This window comes from Cohnella cholangitidis, from assembly GCF_014107495.1.
In the GTDB taxonomy this organism is placed as follows: Bacteria; Bacillota; Bacilli; order Paenibacillales; family Paenibacillaceae; genus Cohnella; species Cohnella cholangitidis.
Genome location: NZ_CP041969.1, coordinates 3,049,543 through 3,062,490, shown reverse-complemented (window position 1 = coordinate 3,062,490; position 12,948 = coordinate 3,049,543). Strand labels below are relative to the sequence as shown.

Sequence of the window (12,948 nt, the reverse complement as noted above, 5' to 3'; positions counted from 1 at the left end):
ATCTATTAAGAGTGTCGCCAAGGTTTGGGAGATTTAACCTTTGTAAGCAACTACGGGACGAAGAGTTACCGCGCACAGCAAAAAAGCCTCCCGATAAAGGAGGCTTTCCTCGCCGCTCATCTATAAACGCACTTACCCCCGCAAAATTAACTCACCGTCCTAGGCCGCTCCAGTCGATTGAGGCCCGGCCAGCGAAAAGCGGCCCATTCCGGCTGATGGCGCGTTAACCGGGTCACGACGACGGTCATGTCGTCTTTCACGCCTCCCGGATATTGGCGCAGCGCCGTATCCAGCAGCTCGTCGGCGATGTCCTGAGGCTCATCGGCATCCAGCTCCTGAAGCACCCTCTTCATCCATTGCTCCTTGTTGATCGCATGGCCGGGCGCATCGAGAATGCCATCCGTCATCATGATAAGCGTATCTCCGGGCTGCAGCTGCACGCGAAGCAAATCGATCTCTATGTCGTGCAAGATGCCGATCGGCAAGTTGTTTGCGGCAATCGGAATAATTTCCCTCCCTCTCTTAATAAAACTTGGCGTCGATCCGATCTTAAGCATCGTCGCATGCGCGGTGTAAAGGTCGATTAACGCCAAATCCACCGTTGCGAACATCTCCTCCGGGGAGCGCAGCAGCAATATGGAATTAACCGACTTCACTGCAAGCCGCTCATCGATCCCCGACTGCAATAGTTGCTCTAGCATGGACAGCGCGGCGCTGCTCTCCATTCGCGCTCTCACTCCGTTACCCATTCCGTCGCTCAACGCTACCGCGAACTTGCCGTTGCCTAGCTCCACCATGCTGAAGCTGTCTCCCGACAGCAAATCGCCATCCTTTGCCGCTCCGGCCACCCCCGTCTCCACTTCGTAAATTTTCGCCGATGCGAACGTCACCGTGCTTAGATGCGCGGAAGGCACTCCGCCTCGCTCGTTGCTGACCGTCACCGTTTCCCCTAAGATCTCGGATAGCAAAGGGGCGATCATTTTACGGCATTCGTCGTACCCGGTGCGGAAAGCGTGAACCATCTCAATGTCGATATGTCCCTCCTCCAGGCTAATAATATCTATATTCTGAATCGCCAGCCCCAGACGGTCGAGGGCATCGCGGATTTGCCTCTCCTGTGCGTCCATCTGTTTGGCTTCGCGACGGATTTCTTTGACTAGGTCGTCCATGACCTGGGAAACCCCCGACAGCTGGTCCGCGACGAGAAAACGGCTATCTTGCAGCTGCTGGCGCCAATGCAAGTCGTTCCGATAGACCTCGTATTCCCGTTTGAGCACGTCCAGCACGAGCGGCGTCTTCACGCAAACCCTGCTCCAAGACTTAGGCATTTGCGCCGGCATAAGATCCGGCCGCTCTTCGATCGCCGTCATCATGTCCGTCATCAGCTTATAGGTCTGGATGAATTGCCCGTCCCAGCATAAACCCCGACGGTGACAATTGGCGCAGGCCCTTTCGTGAACCTCGTTGACGAAGTGATCGAAGTCCCGGTTTTGCCTGGCGGTTTCTCCTTGTTGGGTGATTTGCCGGAAACTCCGCGATAGCTGCCGGAACACCTCGGAGAACTTTTCCACCCTCTCGGCCGTTAAATCTCTTACTTTTTGCGCATAATCATATTGGTTCTGAGCATAGTTTGTAGTACCGGGAACATATCTTGATATTGACTCCAGCAACGAACGGCGAGTAAACAGCAGTAACGACGATGCAGCAACGGTCGCCCATGTAGAGGCCATCGTTTCGGTTGCCGTTCCTCCATATAGCGCCAATACCGAAGTCCCTAGCAACAGACCGAATATTGACGCCGCCTTACCGCCTTCCCTCACCAGACCTGCCATGAGTCCGCCAAAAGCAAGCAGGCCGATCTCGGATGCCGCTCCGAGATTGGACAAGCTAAGAATCATCCCCGCGACCACGCCGACCGAGGTTCCAAGCGCCGGACCTCCCACGTATGCCGTCAATACGACGAAATAACGGGACAATACGCTTGCTACCGCGACGCCATAGATCGTCCACCCCGTCATGCCCGTAAGGAGACAAGCTAAAAGAATGGCGACTCCTACCCATTCCTCGTGACGAAGTTCGGATGCTTTCCTCGTTCGCGTTAGCACCGGAAGCGCATGCACGAACAACAAAGTAAGCACGAAAGCCAGTCCGGCCTCCACAATCGTTAATACATAAGGCAACCAAGCGGTATTGTCCGCAAGCAGCGTATCGAATAATCGAACGATTAACGTAGCGGAGAACACGACGACCGGCGCATGAGACAAATCCGCTCTTTCATAGAGCGCTAATCCACGGTAGATCAAATAGATAATGCCGATTTCCGCGCAAATTACGGCGGGCATCGGATCGAGGGCCCAGAAACTGCCGGCCGCGAGCGAGAGCATCGCCCAGAACGCCAAGTCTTTGCGCAAATACAGTATGACCCCGAAAAACGCTGCCGCAAATGGTGCAATCCCTTCCAGCATAACCGCTCTGCCCAACAAGAAACCGATTCCGATGACCGCTAACATCCACTGCTGCGCTCGTAAGGCTTCGCCCCATCGCAAGAATAGCGAAGGCGGTCGGGAGCCTCCTTGCATTTGCTTGGCTTTTCCCTTTTTCTGAAACCAACTCTTGCGCCCCGTATCGGGGATAAGAGAGGGCCCGGTCCCCGTACGAGGTACGAAGGGAACGACGGACGGCTTGTCCATGATGCACACCCCATTCACCAGATTGAATTGTGTTTTTTATTATAGGCGGGGCATTTCATGAAGTTTGTCAGAAACGGTTGGCGGCAAAAAAGTTTTTTCCGACAGGATCGGGCGGATGTTCGTACCGGATCGCGCGGTCATGGCAAACCCATGGGGCTCATAGGATATTCTCTTCGATGCCTGGCGAGGCGCTGGCGATATCGCCAATTCCGACAACAAAAAAACGCCCTCATCCGACTGGCGATGGCGCTCCTTGCCGCAACTTACGGACGCGGACCGCGCGGAAATGCCGGATGGACGCGAATGAATGCGGGCGTTTAAAATTTTCTAATCGGCGGAAAAATAAACGGTAGAAAACACACAACAAAGCCGGGCCATATGGCCCGGCTCTGAATACATTATTAAATCTTATATCTTACGAACGACGTCCGCCTCGTCCGCCACGTTTGGATTCGGTACTTTTCTTAAGATTAGAAATGCGCTCTTCGCTGTCCTTAAGGAAGCGAGACAATTTGTCATCAAAAGAGGGGGATCTTCCGAAACCACCCGGTTTGGAGGGACGACCACCGCGATCGCGAGGTCCACGTTGTTGCGGTTGCTGCTGTTGTTGTTGCTCCGGCGGTTTGTCCACAGCTTGACGAATGGATAGACCGATCTTGCCGTCTTTGTCCACATTAATGACCTTGACCGTAACCATGTCATTAATCTTCAAATGCTCATGAACGTCCTTCACATAGCTGTCGGCAATTTCGGAAATGTGTACGAGTCCGGTAACTCCGCCCGTTAAATCCACGAAAGCTCCGAAATGCGTGATGCCGGTAACTTTGCCCTCCAATTTGGTTCCCACTTCGATGGCCATAAAAACCGATGTTCCTCCCTGAACCTAAATGTGCCCGAACTGCATAAGTCCGGCTATGCCAATTATAACCGACAATTCAAAGCAAGGTCAACAGACGCTGGTCTATCTTAACCCGACCATTCGCCTACTTGGTCGTGATAGGAACTTCCCCGGGAAGTCCTAAGCCATGCTCCTTGCGAGCGATTTGGCCGATATATTCATAATCGTTCAAACGTACGATCTGCTGCTTCAATTCTTCGTTCTTCGCCTGGGCATCGGTTAGCTTCTGATCGGCTTCATACAGCTGACTCTTGCGATCACTAATCTGTCCATATTGAACGATAAGAACGTATGTTGCCCAACTCATGAATAGAATCAGAACAAACAGCAGTAATTTCAATCTTCTGCGGGCTCCTGTCAGGACAGGCGTCGCGGTCGCTGTGCGTGAAGACAATCCGATGCCTCCTTTCCTAAGCTTCGAAACAGTCCCAAAAAACAGTGGGACGCGATTATTATAGCATAAGATAGATAACTAGAAATATCCTTCTTACGACGCATTCCGGTAAAAATAAATGTCGAACGTCCTTATTGTTTGTTCCTGAACAAATCCCGAATTTGCCTTGCCCGTTCGTGCATGCGACGATAGGCACGCGCGACCGGATCAAATCTTCTTCGAACGGGCAGCAGTTTAGGCCATATTCGCTTGGCTAATCCTGCTAAAGGCTTGAGAAGCAGCTTGCCAACCCATAGCAATATAGCTGCCGTCACGATGAACGCGATATCCAGCACCTTTGCCAACAGGCGGACTATCCAGATAATCGGCGTGAGCACAAGCCCGTTAACCAGCTTCCACGCGAATCGAAAGATCGCTTTTATTATATCGATAAGCTTGCCGGATAGCTTGACCACCCATTGGCTGAACAAGCCGAAATAGCCCGTTACTCCGATCCCGAGACCTAGGAAGACGTACATCCGTACCTCGCCCTCGTTGCTCCCGAGCAAAATGCTGAACACTCCCAGAGTTGCTGCCGCCCAATATACCACGTCCAGGGCGGGGAGCAGCCAGCGAGCGATATGAAAACGGTGCGAAGCTACTCGGTAAACGTCAAAGACGAGCCCCATGACCACGCCGCATAGCATCATGAAGGCAATCGTCATCCCCTGAGCCGCTGCGCTCACTTGAACAACTTCCCGAACAAGCCCTTCGACTTATTCGCGGTGCTGCCGTCCAAATAGACAAGGGAGTGAATAGCCCCTTCGATCGAGACGAGCCCTTGGTCGAGGCTCAAGTTTTTCATGTGCAGGTTATGCCCCCGAACGGTAAGAAATCCGCATTCGGTTTCTAGCAGAAATTCTTCGTTATCGAAGCTTTCTACCTTGCTGACACCGGAAATATCTAGAGATTTCCGGTTAAGCATACGAACCTCCTGATGCTTGGCGCCTTTGGCGTGTTCCATGGCACGTCCCCCTTGCCGTTAAGCGAGAGTTCAAAAAGTCGCGTTTGACGACTTTTTGAACAAGCTCTTTAAGACTAGCCTATGGGCGAAGGGGGCGAATTAGAACTGGGCTCGTATTAACGAATCAGGACGCACACCGGCTTATTCACTTGCAGTTCCGATCCGGAGTAGATCGGCAGTCCGGATTGCGGTTCGATGCGGAATGCGACAACGGAGTCCGAGTTCTGGTTCGCCGCGACCATCCATTGCCCGTCCGGGGCGAGAGCGAAATTCCTCGGAAACTTGCCTCTGGTCGATACGTATCCCGAAGCTTGGAGCTCGCCTGTCCGTTCATCGATCCGGAAGACGGCAATGCTATCGTGACCGCGGTTAGAAGCGTAGACGAACCGCCCGTCCGGAGAAACCAATATTTCCGCGCACCAGCTCTCTCCATCAAATGTCGGAGGAAGGGTCGATAGGGAGTCAAGCAACACAAGCTTGCCAGACTCCTCGTGAGCAAACCTCGTAATGGTGCTATTCAGCTCGTTAACAACGTATACGGCTTTGCCCGAAGGATGGAACGCAAGATGGCGAGGACCTGCTCCCGGCTCCAGAGAAACGGCATCGTAAGCAGACCATTCATTCGCTTCGGGTCCCCGCGTATAAACCATTACCTTATCCATTCCTAGATCGACTACGAACAAGTATTGGCCATCCGGGCTGAAGAAGACGGAATGCGGATGCGGTCCTTCTTGGCGCTCCGCATTCGGTCCGGAACCCGTATGGCGGAACCGGATGACCGGAGCCAACGGACGGGAGTCCGGCCCTATCGGATACATCATGACGGACGCTCCGCTATAGTTCGATACCGCGAGCCAATCCTCGGACGGCGTTAACGTTAAATGACAAGGGTGATTCCCGTGGGTCGGATGGTATTGTCCCGGTCCCAGCTTGCGCGTGTCCGCGTCTACCGGGAAAGAGGCAAGCTGCCCGCCTTCCGCCTTATCGCCGTCCGCGTCGATATGTTCGTCCGTCTCGCTAACCGCGTATAAGCGAGTGCCCGCTTTGTTCATGCGCAGGAAAGACGGGTTTTCGATTCCGCCATACTCGGCGATTTTGACAAGCTCCCCCGTATCCGTCAGCAGTTCGACCCGGGTAATTCCGACTTCGTTCTTGGCGCCGTATGCGCCTATCCATATTTCGTGAGCCTTTGCCATTAATTCTGCTCCTCTTATATACGAATTAGAGCCCCCGCCGCAAACGAACGGGAACTCTAATATCATACAACATTTAGCAATTGCTTTTATAATATTATACTGTTTCCGAGAAACTCGGTATTGAAACTCCTCTAAATCTGCTTAATCAGATAGTCCATTAACCTAGAGATTATCGCAGCCATTTGATCGCGGGTAACTTTTTCGTCAGGTTTAAACTTCCCATCCGGATAACCTTGAATGATTCCGGCATCAAATGACTTTTGTACACCATCCACAGCCCATTTCGGAATATCGTTTTGATCCCGATAGGCTTTGGCTTGGCCTTGTTTGTGATCATAGAGATCGAGTATTCGCCCGATAACGGTTGCCATTTGGGCCCTGCTGAGATTGTCCGTTCCTTCAAATCCTAGATTGCTGCCAGTCATAAGATTATTCTGAATAACTGCGGCCACGTATGGTTTTGCCCAAGCCGGAACGTCTTTGTACATCTCTGATTGATTCATAACGCTTGTATCAACGCCAGTTATATCCAAATTAAGCGCTTTGGCAATAACGACGGCAATCTGATATCGGTTAGTCGCATCCTTCGGATTAAATAAGCGAGCTTCGTCTCCTTGAATTACGCCTAAACTTATTAATTTTAGAATCTCGGGATTCGCCCAGCTAAGAAGTGTATCACCCGGTTGGTAAATACCCTTGTTATCCAAGACGGCTATCCATTTGCCCTTAGGAGCTTCACCGGTTAACAGATTGCCGCTGCGCTTCGTTGGAACAGCGATCCATGTTTGATAGTGCTCATCGTAATAATATATAAGCGAGTTTGCAGTAATCTGATCTCCGACCTCTATCGAAGTCTTTGTATCCCCGCTATTCACGTAAGGTGCGACAATAATTGCACTATTTCCAAATTCGAATGTTGGTATTGTTGGTTTTGGTTTTGATTGGTCATCTTCCGGGATTAAAGTACTGGTTGTTGAATTGCCTGACGATGGTTGATTATTCTGCGAAGATTTCATCGTCGTGAAATCCCATGTCGTCATGTCGCTGAAGCCTGCATAGGCGTTCCCCGAAAAATCGTAAATCGTGCCCGGCGTCACCTGTACATAATACGTGGCGTTCTCTTCCAAATCCACATATGGATCAATGACGATCGACGTGCCGGACGTCCATACATCATACTGCCCGCTCACCGCAGCTCCGTCGACGATCCCCACGCTAAGTACCGGCGATGCTTTCCCTTGCTTATACAGATGGATATAGCCGTTTATTAATTGGACATTCTCATCGAACGTAATCGCCAAATTGCCGGAAATTGACGCGTCGCTGCCCTCCGGAGAGACCCTCACTAATCCCGGTGCCGTAAAATCTCCGGTGGTGAATCTCCAATCATAGGTAGTGGCTATGCCGTAAGAGATTGACCCGTTCAGATCCGTGAACGTGCCGCTCGTCATCGTCACGTAGTATTCTGACTGCTCTGCCAAATCCAGATCCGGGTCTATCGTTACCGAACCGCTGAAGATTTGGGCTGTTGCACCCGTTATCGTTCCGTTTGCAATCTCAATGGTCTGCGCTATCGAATCATCGGATGACCGCCAGATTACGATGCGCCCGTTGCCTAACTGCACGGGTTCGTTGAATTCAATATAGAGATCCGCATTCGCGCTTACCCCGCTATATGTGGGTCCTAGATAGTTGATTACAGGCCGCTCGTCCATCGTCGTGAAATCCCATGTCGTCGTGTCGCTGAAGCCTGCATAGGCGTTCCCCGAAAAATCGTAAATCGTGCCCGGCGTCACTTGTACATAATACGTGGCGTTCTCTTCCAAATCCACATATGGATCAATGACAATCGACGTGCCGGACGTCCATACCGTATACGGGCCTGCTCACCGCAGCTCCGTCGACGATCCCCACGCTAAGTACCGGCGCTGCTTCCCTTGTTTGTACAGATGGATGTAGCCGTTTATTAATTGGACATTCTCATCGAACGTAATCGCCAAATTGCCGGAAATTGACGCGTCGCTGCCCTCCGGAGAGACCCTCACTAATCCCGGTGCCGTAAAATCTCCGGTGGTGAATCTCCAATCATAGGTAGTGGCTATGCCGTAAGAGATTGACCCGTTCAGATCCGTGAACGTGCCGCTCGTCATCGTCACGTAGTATTCTGACTGCTCTGCCAAATCCAGATCCGGGTCTATCGTTACCGAACCGCTGAAGATTTGGGCTGTTGCACCCGTTATCGTTCCGTTTGCAATCTCAATGGTCTGCGCTATCGAATCATCGGATGACCGCCAGATTACGATGCGCCCGTTGCCTAACTGCACGGGTTCGTTGAATTCAATATAGAGATCCGCATTCGCGCTTACCCCGCTATATGTGGGTCCTAGATAGTTGATTACAGGCCGCTCGTCCATCGTCGTGAAATCCCATGTCGTCGTGTCGCTGAAGCCTGCATAGGCGTTCCCGTCATAGTCCGCGATTGCACCGGACGTGATCTGTACGTAGTACGAGGCGTTCTTTTCCAAATCCAAATTAGGATCAATGAAGATCGACGTGCCGGAAAACATCCATATCTTATACGGGCCGGCTTTCAAAAAGCCGCTGCTGGCCTCTACGCTAAGTACCGGTGTTGCTTCACCTTGTTTGTACAGATGGATGTAGCCACTCATGAAGGTGACATTCTCATCGAACGTAATCGCCAAGTTGCCGGAAATTGACGCGTCGCTGCCTTCCGGAGAGACGCTCACTAAACTCGGGGCTTGATTATCTTTTGTCCTGAATGTCCAACCATATGGAGAAGTTACTCCTGAAAAATTTACACCGTCCAGGTCTACGAACGTACCGCTCTCCAACGTCACGTAGTAGTCTGTCTGCTCTTCTAAATCCATATCCGGGTCAATCGTAACAACATTGCCGCTAATATAGGCTGTAGCTCCCGTAACCGTTCCGTTTGCAACCTCGATGGTTTGGGCGACCGATCCATTGGATTGACGCCTGATTTCGATAAGACCGTTGCCCAATTGCACTGCCTCGCTAAACCAAATAAAGAGGTCAGTATCAATACTTGTACCGTAACTTGTGGGTTCTGCATAATCGATGGAGGGCTTCGCGTTCATCGTCGTAAAATCCCACGTCGTCGTGTCACTGATACCCGCATACGCGCGCCCATCAGTGTCCACGATCGCACCGGACGTTACCTGCACGTAGTACGAGGTTTCCTCTTCCAATCTTATAAACGGAAAGACCACTACCGACACAGTGGTGCTACTGCTAACTTCTGTCCATACATCATAAGGACCAGCCGTCACTACCCCGTTAATAATCTCCACGCTCAATACTGGCGCTGCTTCCCCTTGCTTATACAGATAGATATAGCCATTGCCTAATTCGACCCACTTATCAAGCGTAAGCCTCAAGAAACCGAAGATTGCCGCGTTATTGCCTTCCGGAGAAACACTTGCCAACATCGGCGGATTGTTGTTTATCGGAGAGGCCATTAACTTAGGTGCCTGAGTGTCCTGAGTCCGGAATGTCCAAGCATAAGGAGAAGTTATTCCGGAGAACGGTATGTTGCCGGTGCTTACCAATGCCCCGCTTGATACCAAAACATAGTAGTTGGATCCTTCGAACAAATCGACGCCCGGATCAATGATCATATTATTTCCGCTTAATAAAATATTCGCGCCGCGGACCATTCCGCTATAAATATTAAAAGATTGTGCAATCGAATTATCCTCTTGATTCACTATAGAAATGCTGCCATTGCCAAGTTGCATAGGCGTATCAAAAGCCAGAACTAAATTCGCATTTACGGGTATCCCGCTGTAAAGAGGCAGATATTGCAGAATCTTGGGATAGGGATTGGACAAAAGGGAATAAGATAATACGTTTACCGGCTTATCTGATTTATTCGAACTTGCGACATTGGATGCGGAATTTACAAATGGATTCGTTGCATGCGAGACATAAGGGGACAACAAGCTGATAACTTGCGACGTCGCCGCCGCGTAGGTTAATACTTTCAATTTTTTATTCATTTTGCGATAGCCCCCTTTTTCAATTCGGCATATTGTTCGATAGTTCGGGTAAGCTCTTCGAAATAAGGCTGAACATCGTTATAATCCTTATTGCATCCCTCTAAAAAAGAAGCGAATAAGGAGGTAACCAGTTCCGCTTTCTTCCGCAAATCGGTCTTGAGCTTTATGCTGACGGTTTTGCTAAAGAGCACTTCGTAACCGACTCTATTCATAGGTTGCAGAAAATACCGGAAAAATAGATTCTGTTGCAATGATTTAAACAAGTTATCAAATTGATGAAAAATTGGCGGAGAATACGTAGACTTAAGAAGTGTTAAAGTTCGATCTAACTCCGCAAACAATTTCCCCAGCTCGTTGCGTTGCTCCAACATGCGCTCGCTTTGCGCTAATAGGAGGGATAGGTTCATTTCGCGCGCTCTAGGCTTCAACAACCAGTTGTCGACCACCGAACGGTTTCCTTCCCACTTCGAAATGGTTTCCGATAATGGGATATACTGTGCGCCTTTGATAGCTGCCCCGCCTTTAGTGGCATTAATGATCTTGAACGAAGGATTTTTATTAATATAATGTTCCATCTCGTACCGCATTAGGTTCAGCGGAGAATTCGTGAATATCGTATCTCCCTCCACGCTTGCGACCGGAATTCTCTCCGTAGTATTCCTAGAAGAATAAGGAACTCCCTCCGCGTAATATTGATTGTCTCGAAAAGCAAAATTCTGACCGACTAAAATGATCGATGAGCACTTTAAAGCAATCAGAACCTGAAGAGTAACAATCGCAATGGAAGGCGCATCGTGAATGACCGGCGATTCAAGATCATGCATACCGTAATAGGCCAACATGGGATCTTGGGTAATCGGAATATAGACTTTGGACCATGGAAATTGCTCCAATGTCCCTTCTCCGACCGTACTGCCGTAAACCATTGGAAACGGCACCTTATTTTCTTGAATAGCGCGAGTAAAAGCATTCCTATTAAATGGCCCGGGGTCATAGGTAAAAGCAGCATCGGGAACGATTTGGTGTTCGATAAAAACGTTAATCGCCGAACCGGCAGTAAATATGTAGGCTAACCCCTGTTCCTTGATTTTCCTGATATTCTCGATCTCTTCTTCTAAAGACGGTCCGGCTGACACAAGCAGAACGGGCTTATTCTCAAAATGCTCCCGAAAATCGAAAACACTCGGCGCATCCAACGTATAACGGAAATTCCTCAAAGCGTTATAGACCCACTTCTTCTCGAAATGGCGATTGATTCCCATTTGCTGTTGCTTTCTTTTGACCAGTTGTTGAGTTGTTTGTATAAATTGTTTATTTAAGTCGCCAAACACTTTTTTGTACGACGGTAAAGTCACTATCGTAAAGCCAGCGGGAGTTCGGTTTATGAAAGATTTTATTTCTTGAACGGTTCTCACCCGATCAAAGCCTAAATAGATATCTCGCAGCATTGGCATATTCAAATCTTCCAAAGATATTTCACATAAAAGCGCCTTTAAGACTTTCGGCGAAGGCTCATAGATGGAATAAGGAACATCGGGATGTTTAGCAACAAAATTTCGGATATGATAAGCTAAACCCGCTCCGAAAAATAGCAAATGATGATCTTTTTCGGCGATCTTCTTCGCTATTGTCCGAAGCATTCTATCCGCTTCTCCCCAGGGATCGGAGGGTTCATGCAAATGAAAGCTGTACTGGTTAAATATCAGTAGGCAGTTTGGATTCGGAGAGGATTTCTCAATGGATTGAATTTGTAGCCGATCGTTTTGTGCCAACCTATCGATATGGACTAGCCGTTGATAGAGGTCGGTACGATTTGCCCTTAAGTATTCCAAGTTTTTGAGTAACATGCTGTGTCTCCTACCTAAGTTCAATAATGTATTTACATAATTCGACATATTGTTATATATTTCCTTCCCAAGGGGGGCGGTGCCAATAAAAAAAGCCAGCCCATTGGCTGACTTTGTTCGATCTCTATTCCAATTTTCGCAAACCCGAAAGTCCATTAAAGCCCAAAAGGATCTTCTTCCCGCTTGCGGGCTTCTTCCTTCAGGATGGTGTAGAGCCCCAAGGCGTCCTCTTTACGGCTAGATTCCGTCAGACGTTCTATCCTTACGGTTAACGTACGCTGACCGAATTGAATGTCCAGCACATCCCCGATTTTGACGACCGCGCTTGGCTTAGCCTCTTTACCGTTGAGAAGGACGCGTCCTTGATCGGACACGTCCTTCGCGACGGTGCGGCGCTTGATGAGCCGCGACACCTTCAAATACTTATCCAGACGCATTAATTTACTTAACGGCGTCTTTCAATTTGTTGCCCGCTTTGAAAGCAGGTACTTTGGAAGCTGGAATCGTGATGGAGTTACCTGTTTGCGGGTTGCGTCCTACGCGACCGGAACGGCTGCGAGTTTCGAACGTGCCGAAACCGATCAGTTGAACTTTGTCTCCGCTTGCAAGAGCGTCAGTAACTTCACCCAGGAAGCCATTCAATACGGATTCTACGTCTTTCTTAGTCAAGCCGCTTTTTTCTGCGATGTTGTTGATCAGATCTGTTTTGTTCATGGTACGGAATTCCTCCTATGATTGTTACCTTATTACGTTCCCGCAAGCCGATAGCCGCTTGAAACGTTTGATTGTTTAATGCACGAAGGATACTATTCTGCCCGATGTTAAAAAAATCCTGCCAAACTTGAAAAAAATTTCTCGAAATAGGTAGAAAGTACGGGGATTT

The 12,948-nt window shown here is 49.6% G+C and carries 11 protein-coding genes and 1 pseudogene; all 12 read right to left on the bottom strand.

Annotated features, from left to right (window positions below):
* Positions 1-146: 146 nt before the first annotated feature.
* Positions 147-2,690 carry a stage II sporulation protein E gene (gene spoIIE, locus FPL14_RS14500; RefSeq protein WP_182303654.1) on the bottom strand — a complete coding sequence of 848 codons (2,544 nt, stop codon included), beginning with the start codon at positions 2,688-2,690 and terminating at the stop codon, positions 147-149.
* 415 nt (positions 2,691-3,105) lie between these two features.
* Positions 3,106-3,549 (bottom strand): S1 domain-containing RNA-binding protein, encoded by a 444-nt coding sequence (locus FPL14_RS14495; RefSeq protein WP_115995506.1) that lies wholly within the window; start codon positions 3,547-3,549, stop codon positions 3,106-3,108.
* 124 nt (positions 3,550-3,673) lie between these two features.
* Positions 3,674-3,982: an FtsB family cell division protein gene (locus FPL14_RS14490; protein WP_182303653.1), complete on the bottom strand. Its 309-nt coding sequence runs from the start codon at positions 3,980-3,982 to the stop codon at positions 3,674-3,676.
* 131 nt (positions 3,983-4,113) lie between these two features.
* On the bottom strand, positions 4,114-4,707 hold the full coding sequence (gene yabQ, locus FPL14_RS14485; protein ID WP_182303652.1) for a spore cortex biosynthesis protein YabQ: 594 nt from the start codon (positions 4,705-4,707) through the stop codon (positions 4,114-4,116).
* On the bottom strand, positions 4,704-4,985 hold the full coding sequence (yabP, locus tag FPL14_RS14480) for a sporulation protein YabP (protein WP_182303651.1): 282 nt from the start codon (positions 4,983-4,985) through the stop codon (positions 4,704-4,706). The genes yabQ and yabP overlap by 4 nt, the downstream gene beginning before the upstream one ends.
* Before the next feature lie 116 nt (positions 4,986-5,101).
* Positions 5,102-6,181: a lactonase family protein gene (locus tag FPL14_RS14475; protein WP_182303650.1), complete on the bottom strand. Its 1,080-nt coding sequence runs from the start codon at positions 6,179-6,181 to the stop codon at positions 5,102-5,104.
* 131 nt (positions 6,182-6,312) lie between these two features.
* On the bottom strand, positions 6,313-6,684 hold the full coding sequence (locus FPL14_RS30780) for an S-layer homology domain-containing protein (protein WP_407644673.1): 372 nt from the start codon (positions 6,682-6,684) through the stop codon (positions 6,313-6,315).
* Between the two features lie 78 nt (positions 6,685-6,762).
* Positions 6,763-8,040: pseudogene (locus FPL14_RS14470) on the bottom strand (Ig-like domain-containing protein); the annotation flags it as partial.
* 27 nt (positions 8,041-8,067) lie between these two features.
* Positions 8,068-10,218 (bottom strand): Ig-like domain-containing domain, encoded by a 2,151-nt coding sequence (locus tag FPL14_RS14465; RefSeq protein ID WP_182303648.1) that lies wholly within the window; start codon positions 10,216-10,218, stop codon positions 8,068-8,070.
* A complete protein-coding gene (locus FPL14_RS14460; protein WP_182303647.1) occupies positions 10,215-12,065 on the bottom strand; it encodes a motility associated factor glycosyltransferase family protein in 1,851 nt (616 codons plus the stop codon). The genes FPL14_RS14465 and FPL14_RS14460 overlap by 4 nt, the downstream gene beginning before the upstream one ends.
* 155 nt (positions 12,066-12,220) lie before the next feature.
* Positions 12,221-12,502: an RNA-binding S4 domain-containing protein gene (locus FPL14_RS14455; RefSeq protein ID WP_182303646.1), complete on the bottom strand. Its 282-nt coding sequence runs from the start codon at positions 12,500-12,502 to the stop codon at positions 12,221-12,223.
* 4 nt (positions 12,503-12,506) lie between these two features.
* Positions 12,507-12,779, bottom strand: coding sequence for an HU family DNA-binding protein (locus FPL14_RS14450; RefSeq protein ID WP_169282098.1), 273 nt, complete (start codon positions 12,777-12,779; stop codon positions 12,507-12,509).
* Positions 12,780-12,948: the final 169 nt, after the last annotated feature.

Bases quoted from the DNA above. Each gene is read 5' to 3' on its own strand.
- FPL14_RS14465 (WP_182303648.1), bottom strand. From the start codon at position 10,218: ATGAATAAAAAATTGAAAGTATTAACCTACGCGGCGGCGACGTCGCAA.
- FPL14_RS14455 (WP_182303646.1), bottom strand. From the start codon at position 12,502: ATGCGTCTGGATAAGTATTTGAAGGTGTCGCGGCTCATCAAGCGCCGC.
- FPL14_RS14475 (WP_182303650.1), bottom strand. From the start codon at position 6,181: ATGGCAAAGGCTCACGAAATATGGATAGGCGCATACGGCGCCAAGAAC.
- FPL14_RS14460 (WP_182303647.1), bottom strand. From the start codon at position 12,065: ATGTTACTCAAAAACTTGGAATACTTAAGGGCAAATCGTACCGACCTC.
- spoIIE (WP_182303654.1), bottom strand. From the start codon at position 2,690: ATGGACAAGCCGTCCGTCGTTCCCTTCGTACCTCGTACGGGGACCGGG.
- FPL14_RS14495 (WP_115995506.1), bottom strand. From the start codon at position 3,549: ATGGCCATCGAAGTGGGAACCAAATTGGAGGGCAAAGTTACCGGCATC.
- FPL14_RS14450 (WP_169282098.1), bottom strand. From the start codon at position 12,779: ATGAACAAAACAGATCTGATCAACAACATCGCAGAAAAAAGCGGCTTG.
- FPL14_RS30780 (WP_407644673.1), bottom strand. From the start codon at position 6,684: ATGAATCAATCAGAGATGTACAAAGACGTTCCGGCTTGGGCAAAACCA.
- yabP (WP_182303651.1), bottom strand. From the start codon at position 4,985: ATGGAACACGCCAAAGGCGCCAAGCATCAGGAGGTTCGTATGCTTAAC.